Here is a 21,287-nt window from a genome sequence, read left to right as displayed (position 1 = left end):
GATGACCGTTTTATGGAAAGGTGAGGAGCTGGCCAAGGCGACGGGCGCGACAAAGGCCCCTGAAATCGCCATTACCGGCATTTCCATCGACACGCGAACTTTGCAGCCCGGTGATCTCTTTATCGCCCTTGAAGGTGCGTCACATGACGGGCACGACCATGTTGCGGAGGCTTTCAGTAAGGGCGCGGCTTGCTGCATCGTGCAGCGCCCTGTCACCGCGTCCGGCCCGTTGATTGAAGTGCCGGATAGTTTGAAAGCGCTGCAAGCGCTGGGTATCTATGCGCGCAGCCGCTTCACCGGCAAAATGATCGCCATCACTGGCAGTGTCGGCAAGACAACGACAAAGAACATGCTTCATGCGGCCCTCGCGACGCAGGGCCGTACCCATGCCGCGGACAAGTCCTTCAATAATCACATCGGCGTGCCACTGACATTGGCGCGTCTGCCCCGCGATGTCGCATGGTGCATCTGTGAAATTGGCATGAACCATGCTGGTGAGATTGCGCCGCTTGCGCAGATGGCCCGCCCAGATGTCGCGATTATCACGTCCATCGGAAACAGCCATATCGGGCATCTCGGCTCACTCGAAGCGATCGTGGAGGAGAAATCCGCGCTTTTCGCCAGTCTGCGCCAGACCGGGACCGCCATCGCCCCTGACGCGGTTTTTGGCCGGGACACCCTCAAACGCACGCTTGAAGCATCCCGCGCGCGCTTTATCAGTGTCGGCACCGCGCCCACGGCGGATATGCGCCTGCTTGATCTTCAGATGTCGGCGGAGGGGAGCAGTTTCACCTTCTCCGGGCGTCACGTCGCGCTTAGTGTGCCAGGGCGGCACCTTGCGGAAGACGCCGCACTCGTCCTTGCGGGAGTGAAGTCCGTCGGTGCGGATCTGGACCTCGCCATTGCCGCCCTCGCCCGGTACAAGCCGGATGCGGGACGCGGCATGCGCCTGCCAATCCTGGATGATTCCGTTACGCTTCTGGATGAGAGCTACAACGCTTCCGGGTTATCAATGCGGGCCTCTCTCGCCACTCTTGCCCTCATGCCGGCAAAGCGGCGGATTGCCGTCCTGGGCGACATGCTTGAAATGGGTGACCACGCGCAGGAAGCCCATCTGGCGTTATTGCCGGACATTGTCGCGAGCGCTGACGCGCTTTATTGCTGCGGCGCCGCGATGAAACATGTTTTCGACCACCTCCCGGCGGGAAAAAAAGGCGCCTGGTGCGAAACCGCTGACAGGCTTGCACCGCTCTTAATCAAAGGGCTCGCCGCCGGGGATGTCGTCCTCGTTAAAGGCAGCCTCGGAAGCCGTATGCGTGATGTCGTCGACGCACTGAAAAAGCAAGGAAATCAAGGCTGATGCTTTACAGCTTGTTCGCCGTAAGTGAGAGCGGTCACGGTGGCCTGTTCAATCTCTTCCACTATCTGACGTTCCGATCCGGCGGGGCGTGTCTCACGGCGCTTGTTATCAGCCTCAGCCTCGGGCAGCCTTTCATACGCTATCTCAAACGTATTCAGCGCGACGGCCAGCCCATCCGGGAATTGGGGCCGGAACGCCATCTTACTGAAAAAGCAGGCACGCCGACGATGGGCGGCGTCATGATCTTCCTGTCTCTTATCGCCTCGACGCTCTTATGGGCTGATCTGAGAAACGGCTTCGTCTGGGCCGTTCTGTTCGTCTCCTCAGCGTTTTTCGCTGTCGGATTTGCGGATGATTATCTCAAGCTCTCCCGCCGCAACAGCCATGGCGTCTCCAAAAAAATGCGGCTGGGGTGCGAATTTCTGGCCGCACTTATCGCCGGTTACTGGTTGCAAAGCCTGATGCCGGTCGGGATGCAGAATGCTTTGGCGATACCATTCATCAAAAATCTTCTTATTCCGCTTGGCCTGGCCTTCCCCATTTTTGCCATGCTGACGATTGCAGGTTTCGGCAATGCGGTTAATTTTACGGATGGGCTCGATGGGCTGGCAATTGTGCCGACGTTGATCGCGACACTCGTCTTCGGTGTCATCACTTATCTGGTCGGTAACCATGTCTTCGCGGAATATCTCCAGATCCATTTTATCCCGGGCACAGGGGAGCTCTGTGTTTTCTGCGCCGCCCTGGTTGGGGCGGGTCTCGGATTTCTGTGGTTCAATGCCCAACCGGCCGAGGTTTTCATGGGGGATACCGGGTCCCTCCTGCTTGGCGGTGCGCTCGGCGCGATTGCTGTCGCCATCAAGCATGAAATCGTTCTTTGTATTGTTGGCGGGCTTTTTGTTGTCGAGACAATTTCCGTCGTTATTCAGGTGTTCTGGTTTAAGCGCACCGGGCGGCGCATTTTTCTGATGGCCCCGATTCACCATCATTTTGAGAAAAAAGGATGGTCCGAATCTAAAATTGTCGTCCGATTCTGGATCGTCGCTTTCGTGCTGGGGCTGATCGGTCTATCAACCCTGAAACTTCAATAGACCGTTCCAGATGACCCAGCCATTTCCCTCCACGCTCTTCAAAGACCAGCAATTTCTGGTCGTCGGTCTCGGCAGAAACGGCTTTGCCGCCGTCAATGCCCTGCTCGGGATGGGCGCGCGGGTCACGGCCTGGGATGATCGTCAGGATATCGACCGGTCATACACGCATCCCCGCCTGACATATGCGTCCCCGACCACCCTCAAAGGGTTTGACGCGCTTATTCTCTCGCCCGGCATCCCGCATCACCTCCCTAGCCCCCACCCTTTGGCGGTGCTGGCGCGGCGGGAGGGGGTTTCCATATTGTCGGATGCCGAGATGCTGTATCGGGCCGTGAAATCACAGGGCGCGAAAGCACGATTCGTTTCTGTTACCGGCACGAATGGGAAGTCGACGACGACGGCCCTCATCGCCCACATCCTCGCCCATGCCGGTTTTAAAGTGGCGGCCGGTGGCAATCTCGGCCCCGCCGCGCTCGCGCTTCCCCTTCTGGATGATCGAGGCGTCTATGTCATTGAGATGTCTTCCTACATGCTTGAGAGGCTGGACAGCTTCCATGCTGACGCGGCCTGCCTGCTGAACCTGACGCCCGACCATATGGAGCGCCACGGCGACATCCATCATTATGCCGCGGCGAAGGCGCATGTTTTTGACCATATGACGGCAGCGGATCGCCTGATTGTCAGTATTGATGACGCGGAATGTCGGGATATTTATGAGAAGCTCCGTGCGCGCGGCGCGCATCCACGCGCGCTCTCTTTGCACCAGCCCGCTGATCTGACCCCGGCCTTGCTGGATTTGTCAAAGGCACAATCTTTGCCGGGGGCGCACAACATGCAGAATGCCCTCGCCGCCTGTGAGATTTGCCGCTTCCTCGGCGTAACGGAGGAGAAAATTCTGGCGGGGCTCAACAGCTTCCCCGGCCTTCCCCATCGGCAGGAAATTGTGGCCCGCATTGATGGCGTGACTTTCATCAATGACAGCAAGGCAACAAATGCGGAGTCAGCGGCCAAGGCATTGCAATCTTATGATCGCGTCATATGGATCGCGGGAGGACAGGCCAAGGAAGGCGGGATCACGTCGCTCTCTCCCCTCTTAAATCGCGTCACAAAAGCTTTCCTCATCGGTGAGGATGCCTCGAAACTTGCCGGGACCCTTGAAGCAAACAAGGTGGCGTGGGAAAACTGCACCACGCTGGAACGCGCCGTCAGCCAGGCTTTTGCAGCGGCGAAGGCGACCCGGACGGACGTTATTTTACTATCCCCCGCCTGCGCCAGCTTCGACCAGTTCGCGCATTTTGAAGCACGCGGCACCGCATTCCGGGAACTCGCGCAATCGCTTCTTGCGCCCGCAAAATTTTCGGCATGGGCCGAAGGTGAAAAGAGCTGATATGGCCGGTCTCTCCCGCGTTGATAATTCGGCTTTCGGGCGTTGGTGGCGCAATATTGACCGCGTGACGCTTTATTGCGTCGGCGTGCTGCTGGCATTTGGTTATATCCTCGTCCTTGCCGCCAGCCCGGCTGTCGCCGTGCGCATCGGCGCATCGCGTGAGATGTTCATTCTCAAGCAGGTGATTTTTCTGGCCTTGGCCGGGATTGTGACGTTGTTTGTCTCCACCATGTCGCGTGAGGCGATTCGTAAAATGGCGCTGATCGGTGGCGGGCTCGCTTTGCTGGCCACGCTCATGACGCTCGTGCATGGGCTGGAGATCAAAGGGGCGCGGCGCTGGATTGCTCTGCCCTTCATGTCCGTTCAGCCTTCCGAGTTTCTCAAACCGTTTTTCGCGATTGTCACGGCGTGGCTGCTTGCCAAACGACGCCAAACATCGCGCGACGGTAAAATGCTGCATTTCCCCGGCATGGTCATCGCTTTCGGCGTTTATGCGGTCATTCTTTTCCTTCTCAAATCGCAACCGGATATCGGTATGCTCTCCGTCGTCACGATGGTTTTTTTTGTGCAGCTTTTCGTCGATGGATTGCCGTTGATTTTCGTCGGTGCGGGTATCGGGGCCATGATCGCCGCCTTTATCGGCGCTTTTATCGCCTTCGCCCATGTGCGCTCCCGCGTTGAACGCTTTCTGCATCCCAATCTGGGTGACCATTACCAGATCGACATGGCCCTGCGCGCTTTCGGGAATGGGGGGCTGCTGGGTCGCGGCCCGGGGGAAGGCCGCGTGAAGGATCTGCTTCCCGATGCCCATGCGGATTTCGTTTTCGCCGTTGCGGGTGAGGAATATGGCATGATCGTCTGCGCCGCCGTAATCGGCGTGTTTCTCGTGATGGTCATTCGCAGCCTGCAACGTATTCTGCGTGAGCAGGATCCGTTTGTTATCGTCGCGGTTTCAGGTCTTATTGCGGGGTTCGGCCTTCAGGCTTTCATTAATATGGGCTCAACCCTGCATCTCATCCCGACGAAAGGGATGACCTTGCCATTTATCTCCTATGGTGGCTCTTCCGCATTGTCGGTGGCGTTGACAATGGGCATGATCCTGGCTTTGACACGGCACCATGTCGGATCAGACACGAATTACCTTCCCGGCAGCGGCCCGGACATGCGGCGAAGCTGGACAAACGGCACGCGGAGGCACCTCCCGTCATGAAAAAAACAATCATCATCGCCGCAGGGGGCACAGGGGGGCACTTCTTCCCTGCGGAAGCCCTGGCCCTGGCCTTGAAACAGCGCGGCTATCATCTGGTTTTGATGACGGACTCCCGCGCCGGCCATCGTGCAACAGGGCCATTTGCCGACCAGCCGCAATATGTCCTGCGTGGGCGCGGTGTCGCGGGTAAAACACCCTGGACGAAGCTGCGCAATCTTTACGAGCTTTTCAAAGGCGTGCAGCAGGCGCGGCAGCATCTCCGGCAGTTGCGACCAGCCGCCATCATTTGTTTCGGCGGGTATCCCTCCATCCCGCCTGCGCTCGGCAATCTCAATATATTCGGGCGCAGCCGTGCGAAATTAATTTTGCATGAGGGCAACGCCCTGCTGGGCAAGGCAAACCGCCTGCTGGCCCGGCGCGCCAGCGTCATCGCCACATCATTTCCGAAAATTGAGGGCTCATTGCCATCGCGGCCCGTTATCTATACCGGGATGCCTGTGCGCCCGGAAATCGAGGCTCTTTACACGCGCCATTACGCGGATGCGCGGACAAATATCAATCTGCTCGTCTGGGGCGGCTCCCTCGGGGCGCAGGTTTTTTCAGAAATCGTGCCGGACGCGCTGAGTCGACTTCCGCAGGAGGTCCGGCATCGCCTGCATGTCACGCAGCAGACGAAGGAAGGCGACATCAGCAAAGTGCGGGAAATTTACGAGACGGCCGGGATTGAATGCACGCTGGCGCCGTTTTTTGAGGATGTTGCGGGGCTTTTAGGACGCAGCCACCTCGTGATCGGGCGCGCCGGGGGCTCATCCGTTGCAGAGCTGACCATGGCAGGATGCCCGGCCATCCTCATCCCCCTCCCCATCGCCGCTTCGGATGAGCAATCCGCCAATGCCCGGAAGTTGGAGGAAGGCGGCGCAGGCTGGTGCATCAGTCAGTCAGAACTGACCGCGGCGCATCTTGCTGAAAAAGTTGAAGCGCTTCTGACCAATATAGACCAATTGGCCGAGGCATCCAGCGCGGCCCGTCGTCTGGCAATGCCCGCCAGCGCCGAACGTCTCGCTGAGGTGGTTGCGTCTCAGATCGGGGATGCTTCGCAACATTGAATGATTTGACACTCGTTTCGAAAGCTTGTTGACATGCGCGCGCTTCCCCTCTCGATTGGCACCCTGCATTTTGTCGGTATTGGCGGCATTGGCATGTCGGGCATCGCCGAGGTTCTGCATCTGCTCGGATATAAGGTCCAGGGCTCCGACATTGCGGAAAATAACAATGTTTTGCGCCTGCGTGATCAGGGCATCCATATTGAAATCGGCCACACAGCGGAAAATCTGGGTGACGCGCAGGTTGTCGTGACATCAACCGCCGTGCGGCGGGACAATCCGGAAGTCGTCGCCGCGCGGGAGCGCCATATCCCGGTCGTGCGCCGGGCAGAGATGCTGGCGGAACTGATGCGCCTGCGCTGGTCCATCGCGATTGGCGGCACGCATGGCAAAACAACCACAACCAGCCTCGTCGCAGCGGTGCTTGAGCAGTCACGCCTTGACCCGACCGTGATCAATGGCGGGATCATCGAGGCCTATGGCACAAATACCCGCATGGGGTCCGGGGACTGGATGGTTGTCGAAGCGGATGAAAGTGACGGGTCTTTCCTCCGTCTTCCGGCTGTTATTGCTGTCGTCACAAATATGGACCCGGAACATCTCGATCATTGGGGAAATGAGGAGGCCATGCAGGCGGCCTACCATCAGTTCATTTCCAATATCCCCTTTTACGGTTTCGCCGTTTTATGCATCGATCACCCGGAGGTGCAGCGAATGATTCCGCGCCTGTCAGATCACCGCATCATCACTTATGGCTTCAGCCAGCAGGCCGATATCCGGGCCGAGAAGCTCGTTGCGGACCGCCTTGGGGCGACGTTCGAGGTGGTCGTCTCCAATCGTGCCAGCAAAGTGACGCGGCGGGCCGGGCCTTTCCGCCTGCCGATGCTGGGCCAGCATAATGTCCTGAACGCCCTCGCCGCGATCGCTGTCGCGACGGAAATGGATATCAGCGACGACACGATCCGCTCAGCCCTCGCGACCTTCCGGGGCGTCAAACGTCGTTTCACCCGGGTGGGGGAGCATAATGGCGTTTCCATTATCGATGATTACGGTCACCACCCAATTGAAATCGCGGCAGTTCTGCGCGCGGCTCGCCAGGCCGGAGCGCATCACGTTATCGCTGTCGTGCAGCCACATCGTTATTCCCGCCTCAAAGCTTTGTTCCATGAATTCTGCACCTGCATGAATGACGCCACGACCGTCATCATCGCCGATGTCTATGCCGCGAATGAACAGCCGATTGAGGGATTTGACCGTGATGCGCTGGTAGAGGGCTTGCGGGCCAGCGGGCATCATTCCGTCGTGCCGCTGCCGGGGCCGGAGCATTTGGCTGAGATGATCAATGTCATCGCCAAACCCGGTGATTTTGTCGTCTGTCTTGGCGCGGGGTCGATCACACATTGGGCCCAGGCCCTTCCATCGCAGCTTGAAGCGCTGTCTCCCAAAAAAACGATCAAGGCTGTCTCCGGATGATGGCGCGCCTTCGACAGGCCAAAGTCAGGGGCCGCCTGCAATTCGATGCGCCCCTCGGCCCGAGAAGCTGGTTCCGCACGGGGGGGAACGCTGAGGCGCTTTTCACCCCGGCGGATCGTGAGGATCTTGCCCAGCTCCTCCGACAGCTTGACCCGCGCATGCTGGTCACCGTGCTCGGAGCGTGCTCCAACGTGATTATACGCGATGGCGGCATTAAGGGGCTCGTCATCCGTCTTGGGGGCGCGTTCGCGCAAGTGATGCGCCAGGGTGATGATGTGATTGCAGGCGCGGCCGCTCTCGACACGACAGTCTCCGAGCAGGCTGCCGCCTGGGGGCTTTCGGGAATGGAATTCATGATCGGCATACCGGGCGCCATTGGCGGTGCCGTCATCATGAATGCCGGCGCGCACGGTTCCGACACAAGTAAGGTTCTGAGCTGGGCGGAGATCATGGACCGGCGGGGCCATGTTCAGCGGTTAGGCCATGCTGACCTCAAATTCTCATATCGCCACGCGACATTGCCGGAAGGGGCCATCGTGCTGCGCGTCGCCCTGAACGGCAAGCCCGCGGAGCCCGTCAAGATCCGCGCCCACATGGCTGAGATCAAAGCGCAACGCGATGAAAGTCAGCCCGTGCGGGCGCGAACGGGCGGGTCAACCTTCCGCAATCCGACAGGCCAGAAGGCCTGGGCGTTGATTGACGCGGCGGGGTGCCGGGGCCTTCGGCACGGGGGCGCGCAGGTCAGTGAAAAACATTGTAACTTTCTCCTTAACCTCGGTGACGCTACCAGTGCGGACCTTGAAGCGCTTGGCGAGACGGTGCGACAGAAAGTCCTGAAACATGCGCAGGTACAGTTGGACTGGGAAATTAAAAGATTGGGAGAAACGCGATGAGCCTTCACGTCGCGATCCTGCATGGTGGCATCAGCCATGAGCGAGATGTCAGCCTGAGAGGCGGCCGCGCCGTGGCGGACGGCCTGCAAGCACATGGTTATGCCACGACCCTGATTGATGTCGGTGCAGATATTGCCGCCATGATCCAGGAAATTCGGGCCTGCACGCCGGATGTGGTCTTCAATAACCTTCATGGCCCACTCGGGGAGGATGGCGCCATTCAGGGCGTGTTGGAATGGCTGGACCTGCCTTACACGCATTGCGACATACGCACCTCCTCTCTCGCCATGAATAAAGTCGCCTCGCGCCAGATTTTCGCGGCGGCTGGCATCCCCATCGCACCGGGCAAACTCCTCACCCCGGCAGAACTTGCCGCCGCACATCCGTTCGAAACGCCTTATGTTGTCAAACCCGTCGCGGAAGGCTCGTCTTTCGGGGTGCATGTCATCAAAGGTGATGATGCAGCGACACAGCGACGGGATATTGCGTCTGGCTGGGCCTACGGTGACATCCTTCTGGCTGAAGCCTTCATCCCAGGGCGGGAATTGACTGTCAGCGTGCTGGGCGAGCGCCCCCTCACCGTCACGGATATTGTGGCTGAGTCCGCGCAGGACGGGTTTTACAATTACCACGCCAAATATGCTGCCGGTGGATCACGGCACAGTTTGCCAGCCGACATACCCGGGCGGATTTTTGAGGATGCGCTGCGCTATGCTCGAGAGGCCCACGCGGCTCTGGGCTGCCGCGGCGCCACGCGCGCGGACTTCCGATATGATGAGTCGCGGTCGGAAAGCGGACTGGTCATTCTTGAAGTCAACACGCAACCGGGCATGACCCCGACCTCGTTATTGCCCGAGCAGGCGGCCCATTGCGGGATGGATTTTTCCCAACTTTGCGACTGGATCGTGCAGGAGGCCTGGGGTCGACGCAAGGTGCGGGGATGACAAGGGCTCGATCAGAGAGAAAGCCGCCGGCACGCGACGTCTATCTTCAGGACCGCCCCTCCCGCATCGCGATGTTTCTGCGGCGCGTCCGGCGCACCGCGCCGCAGATTATCTTTGTGACACTCCTCGTCGCGGTGCTGGGCGGGTGCGGTTACCTTTTTTTTCAGCAGATTTCACAATCGCGGAACGATATTTTCAGATCCTGGTTGGAGGACCATACTTTATTACCCATCAACCACATCGATATTATTGGTGCGCGACTGACATCGCGGGCGGAGGTGGAAAAAGCTTTGGGCGCAGCGCGCGGGAAACCCATTTTCAGTTTTGCAATTGCGGACGCGCAGAAACGTCTGAGTGCGTTGCTGTTTGTCTCAAATGTCACGGTTCAGCGGCGTATGCCCGATACAGTGCGCATCGTGCTTGAGGAACGTGACCCGCTGGCCATCTGGCAGATCAAAGGCAAATTTATGCTGATCAACCGGGATGGGGAGCAGATTGCCGATGCATTCGGGCTGCGTGATCACGTCCGGGCTTTTATGTCGCTTCCGCTTGTGGTGGGTGACGGGGCGGATAAGGCGGCGCCGGATTTCCTCGCCGCTTTAGCCGACGCGCCGGTCGTCCGGCCTTTTGTCGCCGCCTCCATCCGGGTGGGGCATCGTCGTTGGACGCTTCTGCTGAAGGATGGCACGCAGATTTATCTCCCCGAAGGGCATGAGCGGGAAGCGTTGGAGCGCCTGACAAGCTATCAGCAGAAATTTCGCCTGCTAGAACGCCCCGTCCCCCTTATCGATATGCGTCTCCCTGATCGCATGGTGATCCGCCTGCCGCCTTCTCAATCTGTCAGCAATAATGCGGCGCAGGATCTCCTCAAAGCGCAACATGCAGCCCCCGGAAAAGCGCCGTCCGATGGCCATCCGCCGGATAAGTCCCCACATGGAGACAATGTTCCGACACCGCCCCGCGCGCCGCCTTTTTCGGGCCGCACGCTTCCTCTCCCTTTGACGCCCTGACGAGACTGGCTGAGCGCGACGCAACATCATGACAGATAATCCGCAGAAACCCGTGATGCTTTCAAACCGCACCGCCGTACCGCCGGAGGAGCGCTCAATCGCGCGCAAATCGTCAGGCCGCGCTGAAAGCGAAATCCTGTCATTGCCTCCTTTGGATGAGCCACCGCCGCCACGCTACGTTCGCCCTGGCGTTTTCGGCGTGCTGGATATCGGCTCCACAAAAATGACATGTCTGATCGGGCGTGCGGAAACAAATGGTATGTTACGCATCCTCGGCTATGGATGGCGGCGATCCCACGGTATCCGAAATGGCACGGTCATTGATTTTGCGGAGGCAGAGCGCGCCATTCGTGCCACGGTGGGCCAGGCGGAAGAGGCTGCTGATCGCCGCCTCGATGAAGTTACCATCAATCTCTCCTGCGGGCAGCCGACCAGCAACCTTTATAACGCGCGCATGCCGATTGGCGGGCGGGAAGTCACGGAAGCGGATATGGAGCGCGTCGTGGCGGAAGGGCAGATGCGCGCCGTGGCGGAGGGGCGCAGCGTCATACACACCATGCCGATCGGCTTTATCGTCGATGATATTGGCGGGCTCGTTGACCCGCGCGGACAGCTTTGTGAGCAATTGACGGCGCGGCTGCACGTGGTCGACGCTGCCTCCAACGCGCTGGCGACCCTGACTTCCGCCGTCTCACGTGCGGAACTCAAAGTGCGCAATTTTGTCTCTGCGCCTTTCGCCTCCGGTCTGGCTGTTCTCGCGGAGGATGAGCGTGACCTCGGCGCGACCGTGATCGATATGGGGGGTGGGACGACATCCATCGCCGTATTTGGTGAGGGCGCATTGCTGCATACGAGTTTCATCCCGGTAGGGGGGCTGCATGTCACGCGCGATCTGGCGGGTTACCTCTCCGTCTCCCTGGATGAGGCGGAGCGTCTCAAAACGAAATATGGCGCGGCCGATGTCGCGATTGAAGACTCGCGGGATACATTTCCGGTTCAGTTGATCGGGGAGCGCACGGGCTCCCTCAATCGCGTCTCACGCGCGCGCCTCGTCACCGCCATCCGGCCGCGGATTGAAGAAACGCTGGAACTGGTGCGTGACCGCCTCGCGGAGGCCGGTTTCGGCCGCGCCTCGCGAGAGCGGGTGGTGATCACGGGCGGGGCCTCCCTTCTCGAAGGGCTGGGCCTGACCGCCGCGCGCATCCTCAATCGACCGGTTCGACTGGGACGCCCCATGCATATTTCCGGCCTGCCGGAAACGGGCGCAAATGCCGCCGGGTTCGCCACGGCGTCAGGCTTATTGGCCTGGGCGACGGGGGCGGATGCAAATTTCAAGGACGCTTATTCACCTGAGCCGCGAACTCAGCACGCTCTGTTGCGCTTCATTCAAAGATTACGAGGATGACTCAGGTCCGCGAGGTGAGTCATTTATTGGCAAACTTCATGCGTGCGGCGCGCCCCACAGGGCGATAAACCACACGCGCAGGGTAGACAGGCCCGCCACGCCTTGCCTGCTTGATGGAATGGGAGTTTACTATTGGAACACCTTTTAAAGCCTTTTCAAGTAAGCAGGACCTTTTATAAATGGTCTGACTGGCCTCAAAGATTTGACGCGAGTGCGCGCGAGGATGCGCTCCCCGCCAAATATTGATAGTTCGCAAACCCGATTCTGGCTCTGGATTCCAAATGACGCTCAATCTCACCGCCCCGCAATTCACCCATTCCGATTTTTCTCCCAAAATCACGGTTATTGGCGTCGGCGGCGGCGGGATGAATGCCGTCAATAACATGATCGAGATGCAACTACAGGGTGTCGAATTTGTGGTTGCCAACACGGACGCCCAGGCTCTGGCCAATGCCAAGGCGGAGCGACGGGTGCAATTAGGGCCACATTTGACACAGGGCCTCGGCGCGGGCGCAAAGCCGGAAATCGGGCGCGCCGCAGCGGAGGAAGCCGCGGATGAGATCACCCGCCACATTGAGGGTGCCCACATGATTTTCGTGACGGCCGGTATGGGTGGCGGCACAGGGACAGGCGCCGCCCCGGTCATCGCGAAAATGGCGCGTGAGCGCAAAATACTGACGGTCGGGGTTGTCAGCACGCCTTTCGCTTTTGAAGGACAGAAACGTAAGGTCCTGGCTGATGCCGGGGTTGCTGAATTGCAGCAATATGTCGATACGCTGATCGTCATTCCCAATCAAAATCTCTTCCGCATGGCGTCTGAGCGCACAACATTGCGCGAAGCCTTTAAGATGGCGGATAAAGTGCTTTATATGGGCGTGCGCGGCGTGACGGATCTGATGCTGGCGCCGGGACTCATTAATCTTGACTTCGCCGATATCCGCACGGTCATGGCTGAAATGGGCAAGGCCATGATGGGGACAGGTGAGGCAGAGGGTGAAGACCGCGCCCTGATGGCGGCAAATGATGCGATCTCCAACCCGCTTCTTGATGATACATCGATGGCCGGGGCGCGCGGGCTGCTGATCAACATCACAGGCGGCGACGATATGACGCTTTATGAAGTCGATCAGGCGGCGGAGCGCATCCGGCAGGAAGTCGCCGAGGATGCGACGATCATCTGGGGGTCCGCCATTGATCCGGAGTTAAATGGCCGCATCCGCGTTTCCGTCGTTGCAACCGGTATTGACGCCGCCAAGGCCGCCGCCGCGATGGAGGCTGCGCGCGCCGCAGAGGCTGAGAAAGCTGCCTCCCAGGCGCAGTCAGATGCGGGCGCGAGCGATGAGAAGCGCGACGCCACCTCAGAGCGTGATATCTCCGGAGGCGCAAGCGTCACCCCCCCGCCATCCGCGTCTCAGGAGGCACCGCGCACTGCCGCCGCACCGATGCGCCCGACTGAGCCGGTGCGTGCGCCCTCCCCGCGTTCCGGGCTTTTCTCCGGGGCGCAGCCGGCGCCTGAGCCCCCGCATTCCCGCGGATTCATGGGTCTGGTAACCGGTGTCCTGCGGGGAAGACCAGCCCCGAACGGTGCGTCGGACGCAACGCCTGTCCGCGCGGAGCCAACGATCGTGGAGCGCGCCGATTTCAAACCGGGTCAGGCGCAGCTTGATCCGAATGATGATGAAGCGCTCGATATCCCCGCTTTCCTCCGCCGGGATCGTTGAAGCAGCCTTAGGGAGGGCCGGACGCGTTCTGACACGTGAAAGGCCCTCTCTCACCCTGGAAGCCATTGAGAAAATGGTTTCAAATCCCCCGGCAACGTAACATTTGGCAACAAAGCTTGACTGGCATGCGCCATTCTCCCGGCGTAAAAGAAAGACTGCGCCCCGGCGCATCAACTACTCCTGAGGGGAATGTCATGCACGGTCTGGCCGGTTCGCCACCTGAGGAAGCACGCGATCTCGACGCGCCGCTCTCCCCCGCAAACCGTCATGGTCACGGGCAGGGTCATCTTTCCCTTCGCTATCAGACGAGTTTCGCCAATCCCATTCATTGCCGCGGCGTCGCGCTTCATTCGGGGCATGAGGTCAATCTTGCGCTTTTGCCGGCACCGGCGGGCTTCGGCATCTGCTTTCAGCGTACGGATCTACCGGGCTCCCCGCTTATCCCCGCGCTTTATGACCATGTGATCGACACGCGCCTCAGCACCGTCATCGGGGTTGCGGATGCGCCGCACATACGCGTTGCCACGATTGAACATCTTATGGCGGCGCTTCATGCCAATCACATCACAAATGCGCTGATCACGCTCGATGGACCGGAAACACCGGTTTTTGATGGCTCCTCCGCCGCGTTTGATTTTCTCATCCGGTGTGCGGGGCGACAAAATCTTGGCGCACCCTGCCCGATTATTTCCGTCAAACGTGTCGTGCGTGTCACGGGATTGCACGGTGCATTCGCTGAGTTGCGCCCGCAGGAAGGCGCTTTCAGCCTGAGCGTCTCAATTGATTTCTCCGCGCAGGCGATCGGATTTCAGCATCGGGACATCACTTTGTCAGAGGCCATTTTCCGCCGCGACATTTGTGAGAGCCGCACTTTTGTCAATATGAAGGAAATCGAGGCGCTGCGTAAAGCCGGGCTGGCGAAAGGCGGTTCCCTCGATAATGCTGTTGTGGTCGATGGCGCCAAAATCCTCAATGAAGGGGGTTTTCGATATCAGGATGAATGCGCCCGACATAAAATCCTCGATGCGATCGGGGACATGTATCTCACAGGCGCTCCGATTGAGGGGCAATTCGTCGGATATAAATGCGGGCACGACATCAATAACCGGCTCCTTCGTGCCGTTTTCGCCGACAAGGCCAATTGGCGTGCGATATCGCCCCTTCATGGCGTCAATGCACCCCTCCACGCCGTCGCCTAGTTTTCATTGCGTGTTGGGGCTTCCGCAATAGCGGAGGCATGCTATAAGATTTCAGATCACCGGAAGAGTCGGCATGCACGTGAAAATCGATTTTGAATTTCGAAGCGCCAAGCGGGCGCGCTCCAGCGTTGTGACCTGTTCCGTCCTGAGTGCCCTCGCCCTTGTGGCGTGCGCTCACCATGACGACACACCTGCCCCGAAAACGGTCGGCAGCCCGGAAACACTCTATAATTACGGTATCGATGCCCTGCATGCCGGTCGCTACAAGCTGGCGAGTGAGCAATTCGAAACCTTGCAGCAAAACTACCCTTATTCAGGCTATGTCGGTAATGCCGAGTTGATGGAGGGTTATGCCTTCTATCTGCAGAACGCCTACCCGCAGGCGGTTCAGCAGCTTGAGCGCTACCTTCTCCTTCACCCCACCAGTCCGGACGCCGCTTACGCCTATTATCTGCGCGCGCTCTGTTTCTTTGAAGAAATCGGCACGGTGGATCGTGACCAGCAGGGGACGCTTGAGGCGCTCGGCGCTTTGCAGGAGGTCGTAACACGCTACCCCGAGACGGCCTATGCACGCGATGCGCGGCTCAAGATCGATCTGTGCCGTGATCACCTTGCGGGCAAGGAAATGCTTGTCGGGCGTTTTTACCAGAAGCAACGTAATTACGAGTCTGCAATCGGGCGTTATCAGCGCGTCGTCGATGATTTCCAGACGACGAATCACGTGCCTGAAGCTTTAGAACGACTGGTGGAGGTCAATCTCCAGCTCGGCTTAACGGATGATGCGCGCAAGGCGGCCTCCGTCCTCGGCTATAACTACCCGCGCAGCCGATGGTATGAGCGCGCTTATGACACATTGCGTTATAACGGCCTGATCACGAAAGAGGGCTCTGTCCCCCCGAAAATAGAACGTCCGAACTTCTTCAAGCGTGCATGGAACTGGATTTTTTAAAACGGTTCCTCCTCCCGATGCGTATGAAAGTCGAGGGGCGCGCCGCCCATGCGCGCGCAAGGGATAAGGATCGGCTTTCGTGCTGACGCAAGTTTCCATTCGCGACGTTGTCCTTATCGAAAAGCTTGATCTGAAATTTGCAAATGGTTTGACGGTATTTACCGGCGAGACGGGCGCGGGCAAGTCAATCCTGCTTGACAGTCTCGGCCTCGCTTTGGGTGATCGAGCACGGGCGGGGCTGGTGCGCCACGGTGCAGCGCAGGCTTCCGTCTCCGCGACGTTTGAAATCCACGAATCGCACCCCGCCTTCACTCTGCTTCAGGAACATGGCGTGGATGTTGCCCCGGATGAAGAGCCTCTTATCCTCCGACGCGTCGTCTCCAAAGATGGCAAATCCCGCGCCTTCATCTCTGACCGGGCCGTGAGCAGCGCTCTGTTAAAGCGGCTTGGCGCGCTTCTTGTTGAAATTCAGGGCCAGCATGAGCAGATCACCCTGACCGATACCTCCCTGCATCGCGACCTTCTCGATCAATTCCGTATCCCGACAGATCTGCTGACGCAGGTTGCGGCTGGTTACCATGCCTATCAAGCCGCGCAATCCGCCGCGCAGACTGCGGAGGCTGGCCTGAAAGCCGCGCGGGAGGAAGAGGAATGGTTGAGACAGTCCGTGAGTGACCTCGCCACCCTCGCCCCTCAGGAAGCTGAGGAGGATGAACTCGTCACGCAAAGGACAAATCTACAGCGCGAAGAAAGACAGATCGAGGCCGTCAATGCCGCCCTTGCGGAGCTTAACCCGCGCGATCGCCGCAGTCACAGCCCCGCCACCGCCCTGCGCGCAGCCAGTCGCGCCCTCTCCCGCCTAGCCGTGCCGGAGAGCGAAGCGGCCTCACCGCGTCTGGCACAAGGGCAGGATGTCATGGTCGCGCTGGAAAAAGCGGAGGAGGCCGTGGCCGAGGTGGAAACCCTCCTCTCCCGCCTCGCGCAGGAGAGTGAGCTTGATACGGCGCAGTTGGAAGCCACGGAGGAACGTCTTTTCGCCCTGCGCGCGGCGGCACGCAAACATCACATATCGGTCGCGGCGCTACCGCAATTTCTCGCTGATTTACAGGCGCGGCTCAGCACGCTTGATATCGGGGAGTTGGAACTGACCCGGTTGCATCAGAATGTGCGGGAGACGCGGCAAGCTTTTGATGACGCCGCCGCCATATTGTCGGGGGCCCGTCAGAAAGCCGCCCTTGCGCTTAAATCCGCCATTGAGACCGAGTTTCGCCCCCTTAAGCTTGAGCGCGCACGTTTCGAAGTCGCGATCCTGCCCCTCCCTGAAGCGGAATGGAGCGCGCGCGGTAAAGAGCGTGTTTCGTTTCTGATCGCGACAAATCCGGGCCAGACACCCAGCCCGATGGGGAAGGTCGCTTCCGGGGGTGAACTCTCCCGTATTATGCTGGCCCTGAAAGTGGTGCTTGCGGCACGTTCGGACATGACAACGCTGGTATTTGATGAAGTCGATGCCGGGGTCGGCGGTGCCACTGCCGCCGCGATCGGGGAGAGGCTGGGTGATATCGCGAAAAACGTTCAGGTCTTCTCCGTCACGCATAGCCCGCAGATTGCCGCGAAAGCGGATCACCATTTTCGCATCGTGAAAAATGTCGTGAAGGATCGGACGGGAACCATGGCGCACCGCCTCCATCCGGAAGAACGTCGCGAGGAGCTGGCACGTATGCTTGCCGGTGAGAAAGTGACCGAGGCCGCCCGCGGGGCTGCCGATAGTTTATTGGGACAGGGTAAATGACGCCGGAGAAAGCACGCGAAGAATATGCGCGGCTCGAACAGCAACTCGAAGAATGGAACCACGCCTATTATCAGGAAGACGCACCGGTCGTTGATGACGCCACATACGATACCGCGCGGCGGAGAGCCCTCGAAATAGAGGCGGCCTATCCGGAATTCTGCAAGCCGGACCGCGTGACGCAACGCGTCGGCGCGCCGGTTTCCAGCGGGTTTCGTAAGTCAGAACATCGCGTGCCCATGTTGTCACTCGATAATGTCTTCAATCTGGCGGAATTTGAGCAGTTTCTGGAGCGCATCAATCGCTTTCTGGGGCTTTCTGAGGAGGATTTCCGCGGCCTGCAATTTGTTGCAGAGCCCAAAATTGACGGCCTCTCCATCAATCTGACGTACGTCAACCGTCAACTCACCATCGGCGCCACGCGCGGCGATGGGACGGTTGGTGAGAATGTGACGGAAAATATCCGCACGATTGATCAGATCCCGACCACCCTCCCCGATGACGCCCCGGATGAGATTGAGATTCGCGGCGAAGTTTTTATGCGTAAAGATGATTTCCTCGCACTGAACGAAGCCATGCAGGCGGCGGCGCAACGCCCCTTCGCCAATCCGCGCAATGCCGCAGCCGGCTCCCTCCGTCAGCTCGACTCAAAAGTCACGCGGGAGCGCTCATTGTCCTTCTTCGCTTATGCGCAGGGCTTTGCTTCATCGCCCGTCGCGGCGACGCATTGGGACTATCTTGAAAAATTGCAGAAATGGGGTTTTGACGTCAATCCCTTGCGGATGCGCCTGTCACACCCATCCGACGTCGCGGCGGAAGTGGATCAAATCGGACAGGCGCGCGCCACCCTGCCCTACGACATTGATGGCGTCGTCATTAAACTGGATGATCTCACCCTGCAGAACCGGCTGGGCTTTGTCGGCCGGGCGCCACGCTGGGCCACAGCGTGGAAATTTCCGGCAGAGCAGGCTGTGACACGTCTTAACACGATCGAGATCCAGGTGGGCCGAACCGGCGCACTGACACCGACCGCACATCTCGCGCCCGTCAATGTTGGCGGCGTCATTGTGTCACGCGCGACATTGCATAATGAGCAGGAAATTGAGCGTAAGGATGTGCGACCCGGTGACCTTGTGCGCATTGAGCGCGCGGGCGATGTCATCCCGAAGATCGTCGCGCGTGTAGAGGAGGATCGTGCGCGTGGTGAGAAATTTGTCTTCCCGACTCATTGCCCGGTTTGCGGTGCGTTGGCTGAGCGCGCTGAGGGCGAAGCCGTGCTGCGTTGCACGGGGGGGCTGACCTGCAGGGCGCAGATCATTGAACGCCTCATTCATTTTGTCTCCCGCACCGCGATGGATATTGAGGGGTTGGGGACACGCAGCATTCACGAGCTGTTTGAGCTGGGCTTGATTGAGAAGCCCGGCGATATTTTCAGGCTCGCGCAGCATCGCGATCAGATCGTTGCGCTTGAGGGCTGGGGCGACCTCTCCGCTGATAATCTCTTCCGGGCGATTGACGCACGACGAGTCATCCCTTTTGCGCGATTTATGTACGCATTGGGCATCCGGCGCATCGGCGTGCGCAATGCGCAACTGATCGCTCGCCATTATCGGGATTATGAAACATGGCGTCAGGCGATGAAGGAAGCCGCCATAATCGGGTCGGATGCGCGCCTGGCGTTGGGCTCTATTGTGGGGATCGGCACCGCAATTGCGTTGGAGTTGGTCAATTTCTTCACGGAGCCACGCAATCTGGAGACGATTGAGGATTTAAGGGCGCAACTTGACATCACGCCAGCCGCGGAAAAGCAGGAAGGCCCTTTTTCAGGCAAGACGATTGTCTTTACCGGCACGTTGACGACATTGACACGCCCGGAGGCCAAGGCCATTGCGGAGCGCCTGGGCGCGCAAGTGTCAGACAGTGTCTCAAGCAAAACACACCTTGTTGTAACAGGTGAAAAAGCCGGTTCCAAAGCTAAAAAAGCGCAGGAACTTGGTATCGAGCAAATCGATGAAGTTGAATGGCGTCGCCGTGCAGGATTATGAAATATGCGTTTTATCTTGGCAGCGTCACAATTCGAAGGCTAGAATGTGACCCTATGCGATGTACACTTAACCTGAGCGTAAGGATATTTTGATGACGCTGTTTCTATTCGGAGCCGCGTCAATGCTTGCCTTGATCGCTGTCTCTATATTCATCTCCCTGTCGGAGATTTCTTTTGCCGCAGCACGGGAGATGCGCCTGCGTTCCCTTGCGGAACAGGGCGATGGCCGGGCGCAGACCTTCCTGAAATTGCGGCGCAATAGCGGGCAGGTCATTACCGTTTTACAGATCTGCCTCAATGCTGTCGGCGTTCTGGGCGGTGTGGTGTCGAGTGAACTCCTGACGCCAGCCTTCGCCAGTGTCTTCATGCAATTGGGCGTGACCAACGACATCAGCACCAAAAGCGCAGCGGCCCTATCGTTCGTGCTTGTCACCGGGTTATTTGTGCTCTTCGCGGATCTGCTGCCGAAACGCGTAGCGATAAATGACCCGGATCGAATCGCTCTGCGCATGGGTGTATTTCTCACGCTCGCGCTGAAGCTGCTTTACCCCGCTGTCTGGCTTTTCACGAAAATCTCCGACTTTCTGCTCAATCTGCTGCGCATTCCCGCCGCCTCCACCGTCCAGAATGTGACGGAGGAGGATCTCAACGCCATCCTCGCTGCGGGGACCGCGTCAGGCGCTCTGCTGAAGCAGGAGCATCAATTGATCCAGAATGTCCTGGCATTGCAGGATCGCTCCGTCACGTCGGCTATGACGCCTCGGGATGAAATTGTCTTCCTCGATGTGAATGAGGGCATTGAGAGGCAGCGCGACAAGGTACGCGCCAAACCTTACTCCCTCTACCCTGTCTGTCGCGGCGGACTGGATCACATTATCGGCTCCGTCCGCGCGGAGGATATCCTTGCGGCCGCCGTCGATGAATCGCCTCTGAAGAAAAACGGCACGGAGAAGTCGGATCTTCTGTCAAATCTGCGACGTGACGTTTTAACATTGCCGGAGACGTTGAATCTCTGGGACACGCTCGCACAATTTGATGCTCATAATGCGGGATTTGCGCTGATCGTCAATGAATACGGCCTGATTGTCGGGCTGATCACATTCAAAGACATTACGGGCGCGTTGATGGACGGGCTTGCCAGCCCGTTTGAAGAGCAGGCCATCGTGCGGCGCGATGCGCATTCCTGGCTTATCGATGGCGCGGCCCCTATTGGCGATGTCTTTCGTGAACTCGATATTAATGGCATGGATGATGATCGGGAACTGTTTGACACGATTGGCGGATTTGTCATGCATCGCCTCCGCCGCATGGCGCGCAAGGCGGACCATATTGAGGCGGCAGGCTTCCGCTTTGAAGTCGTGAGTGTTGATGGGTTCCGCATTAATCAGCTTCTCGTGTCACGTGCGCCGAACAGCTCTGACGCGACAGCCTCGACTTACTGAGAAATCTTCAAACTGCACAATATTGAGGGCCTCAAGTGTGGGCGGACGCGTCAAAGGCCGTGCGCCCAGGAACCCTGCTGACGGCGGCGATTCCTGTTTTATCTCACGCCGAAAACCCGCGCCGACGCACTGGATCACGAATTGACACAAAAAAAAATCTAATGAGTTTAATAATCAAACCACATTTAAATAAGTTGTAAACTATTTTCCACTTCCATCAGAGGTTTCGATAGGAAATAGTTTCTCCGCGCGGATTTGAAATCTGACGAT

Annotated in this window: 16 protein-coding genes; all 16 read left to right on the top strand. The window is 58.7% G+C overall.

Going from position 1 to position 21,287, the window contains the following annotated elements:
* Position 1 precedes the first annotated feature (1 nt).
* A complete protein-coding gene (locus N5W20_RS02075) occupies positions 2-1,360 on the top strand; it encodes a UDP-N-acetylmuramoyl-tripeptide--D-alanyl-D-alanine ligase (protein ID WP_319807277.1) in 1,359 nt (452 codons plus the stop codon).
* The gene (gene mraY / locus N5W20_RS02070) at positions 1,360-2,451 is read left to right on the top strand and encodes a phospho-N-acetylmuramoyl-pentapeptide-transferase (RefSeq protein WP_319807276.1); all 1,092 of its coding nucleotides are present in this window, start codon (positions 1,360-1,362) and stop codon (positions 2,449-2,451) included. The genes N5W20_RS02075 and mraY overlap by 1 nt, the downstream gene beginning before the upstream one ends.
* 10 nt (positions 2,452-2,461) lie before the next feature.
* Positions 2,462-3,838 (top strand): UDP-N-acetylmuramoyl-L-alanine--D-glutamate ligase, encoded by a 1,377-nt coding sequence (murD, locus tag N5W20_RS02065; protein ID WP_319807275.1) that lies wholly within the window; start codon positions 2,462-2,464, stop codon positions 3,836-3,838.
* Position 3,839: 1 nt separating this feature from the next.
* Positions 3,840-5,048: an FtsW/RodA/SpoVE family cell cycle protein gene (locus tag N5W20_RS02060; protein ID WP_319807274.1), complete on the top strand. Its 1,209-nt coding sequence runs from the start codon at positions 3,840-3,842 to the stop codon at positions 5,046-5,048.
* The gene (murG, locus tag N5W20_RS02055; RefSeq protein WP_319807273.1) at positions 5,045-6,154 is read left to right on the top strand and encodes an undecaprenyldiphospho-muramoylpentapeptide beta-N-acetylglucosaminyltransferase; all 1,110 of its coding nucleotides are present in this window, start codon (positions 5,045-5,047) and stop codon (positions 6,152-6,154) included. Before N5W20_RS02060 ends, murG begins: the two co-directional genes overlap by 4 nt.
* 33 nt (positions 6,155-6,187) lie before the next feature.
* Positions 6,188-7,624 (top strand): UDP-N-acetylmuramate--L-alanine ligase, encoded by a 1,437-nt coding sequence (murC, locus tag N5W20_RS02050; protein WP_319807272.1) that lies wholly within the window; start codon positions 6,188-6,190, stop codon positions 7,622-7,624.
* Positions 7,621-8,517, top strand: coding sequence for a UDP-N-acetylmuramate dehydrogenase (gene murB, locus N5W20_RS02045; protein ID WP_319807271.1), 897 nt, complete (start codon positions 7,621-7,623; stop codon positions 8,515-8,517). The genes murC and murB overlap by 4 nt, the downstream gene beginning before the upstream one ends.
* A complete protein-coding gene (locus N5W20_RS02040) occupies positions 8,514-9,461 on the top strand; it encodes a D-alanine--D-alanine ligase (protein ID WP_319807270.1) in 948 nt (315 codons plus the stop codon). Before murB ends, N5W20_RS02040 begins: the two co-directional genes overlap by 4 nt.
* On the top strand, positions 9,458-10,471 hold the full coding sequence (locus N5W20_RS02035; protein ID WP_319807269.1) for a cell division protein FtsQ/DivIB: 1,014 nt from the start codon (positions 9,458-9,460) through the stop codon (positions 10,469-10,471). Before N5W20_RS02040 ends, N5W20_RS02035 begins: the two co-directional genes overlap by 4 nt.
* A 28-nt stretch (positions 10,472-10,499) precedes the next feature.
* Positions 10,500-11,876, top strand: coding sequence for a cell division protein FtsA (gene ftsA, locus N5W20_RS02030; RefSeq protein WP_319807268.1), 1,377 nt, complete (start codon positions 10,500-10,502; stop codon positions 11,874-11,876).
* A 281-nt stretch (positions 11,877-12,157) separates the two neighbouring features.
* A complete protein-coding gene (gene ftsZ / locus N5W20_RS02025) occupies positions 12,158-13,597 on the top strand; it encodes a cell division protein FtsZ (protein WP_319807267.1) in 1,440 nt (479 codons plus the stop codon).
* 125 nt (positions 13,598-13,722) lie between these two features.
* A complete protein-coding gene (gene lpxC, locus N5W20_RS02020; protein WP_319807266.1) occupies positions 13,723-14,796 on the top strand; it encodes a UDP-3-O-acyl-N-acetylglucosamine deacetylase in 1,074 nt (357 codons plus the stop codon).
* A 73-nt stretch (positions 14,797-14,869) separates the two neighbouring features.
* Complete coding sequence (locus N5W20_RS02015) at positions 14,870-15,745, top strand: outer membrane protein assembly factor BamD (protein WP_319807265.1); 876 nt, start codon at positions 14,870-14,872, stop codon at positions 15,743-15,745.
* Between the two features lie 79 nt (positions 15,746-15,824).
* The gene (recN, locus tag N5W20_RS02010; RefSeq protein ID WP_319807264.1) at positions 15,825-17,534 is read left to right on the top strand and encodes a DNA repair protein RecN; all 1,710 of its coding nucleotides are present in this window, start codon (positions 15,825-15,827) and stop codon (positions 17,532-17,534) included.
* The gene (gene ligA, locus N5W20_RS02005; RefSeq protein WP_319807263.1) at positions 17,531-19,576 is read left to right on the top strand and encodes an NAD-dependent DNA ligase LigA; all 2,046 of its coding nucleotides are present in this window, start codon (positions 17,531-17,533) and stop codon (positions 19,574-19,576) included. Before recN ends, ligA begins: the two co-directional genes overlap by 4 nt.
* Before the next feature lie 91 nt (positions 19,577-19,667).
* The gene (locus N5W20_RS02000; RefSeq protein WP_319807262.1) at positions 19,668-21,017 is read left to right on the top strand and encodes a hemolysin family protein; all 1,350 of its coding nucleotides are present in this window, start codon (positions 19,668-19,670) and stop codon (positions 21,015-21,017) included.
* Positions 21,018-21,287 lie beyond the last annotated feature (270 nt).

This window comes from Candidatus Kirkpatrickella diaphorinae, assembly GCF_025736875.1.
Classification (GTDB): domain Bacteria; phylum Pseudomonadota; class Alphaproteobacteria; order Acetobacterales; family Acetobacteraceae; genus Sorlinia; species Sorlinia diaphorinae.
Note: the sequence above shows the minus strand (reverse complement) of the source record. Positions and strands in the feature narration are given on the sequence as shown.

What these genes read in the sequence shown, in the direction of transcription:
- N5W20_RS02075 (WP_319807277.1), top strand. Translation starts at nt 2, where the DNA reads ATGACCGTTTTATGGAAAGGTGAGGAGCTGGCCAAGGCGACGGGCGCG.
- mraY (WP_319807276.1), top strand. Translation starts at nt 1,360, where the DNA reads ATGCTTTACAGCTTGTTCGCCGTAAGTGAGAGCGGTCACGGTGGCCTG.
- murD (WP_319807275.1), top strand. Translation starts at nt 2,462, where the DNA reads ATGACCCAGCCATTTCCCTCCACGCTCTTCAAAGACCAGCAATTTCTG.
- N5W20_RS02060 (WP_319807274.1), top strand. Translation starts at nt 3,840, where the DNA reads ATGGCCGGTCTCTCCCGCGTTGATAATTCGGCTTTCGGGCGTTGGTGG.
- murG (WP_319807273.1), top strand. Translation starts at nt 5,045, where the DNA reads ATGAAAAAAACAATCATCATCGCCGCAGGGGGCACAGGGGGGCACTTC.
- murC (WP_319807272.1), top strand. Translation starts at nt 6,188, where the DNA reads ATGCGCGCGCTTCCCCTCTCGATTGGCACCCTGCATTTTGTCGGTATT.
- murB (WP_319807271.1), top strand. Translation starts at nt 7,621, where the DNA reads ATGATGGCGCGCCTTCGACAGGCCAAAGTCAGGGGCCGCCTGCAATTC.
- N5W20_RS02040 (WP_319807270.1), top strand. Translation starts at nt 8,514, where the DNA reads ATGAGCCTTCACGTCGCGATCCTGCATGGTGGCATCAGCCATGAGCGA.
- N5W20_RS02035 (WP_319807269.1), top strand. Translation starts at nt 9,458, where the DNA reads ATGACAAGGGCTCGATCAGAGAGAAAGCCGCCGGCACGCGACGTCTAT.
- ftsA (WP_319807268.1), top strand. Translation starts at nt 10,500, where the DNA reads ATGACAGATAATCCGCAGAAACCCGTGATGCTTTCAAACCGCACCGCC.
- ftsZ (WP_319807267.1), top strand. Translation starts at nt 12,158, where the DNA reads ATGACGCTCAATCTCACCGCCCCGCAATTCACCCATTCCGATTTTTCT.
- lpxC (WP_319807266.1), top strand. Translation starts at nt 13,723, where the DNA reads ATGCGCCATTCTCCCGGCGTAAAAGAAAGACTGCGCCCCGGCGCATCA.
- N5W20_RS02015 (WP_319807265.1), top strand. Translation starts at nt 14,870, where the DNA reads ATGCACGTGAAAATCGATTTTGAATTTCGAAGCGCCAAGCGGGCGCGC.
- ligA (WP_319807263.1), top strand. Translation starts at nt 17,531, where the DNA reads ATGACGCCGGAGAAAGCACGCGAAGAATATGCGCGGCTCGAACAGCAA.
- N5W20_RS02000 (WP_319807262.1), top strand. Translation starts at nt 19,668, where the DNA reads ATGACGCTGTTTCTATTCGGAGCCGCGTCAATGCTTGCCTTGATCGCT.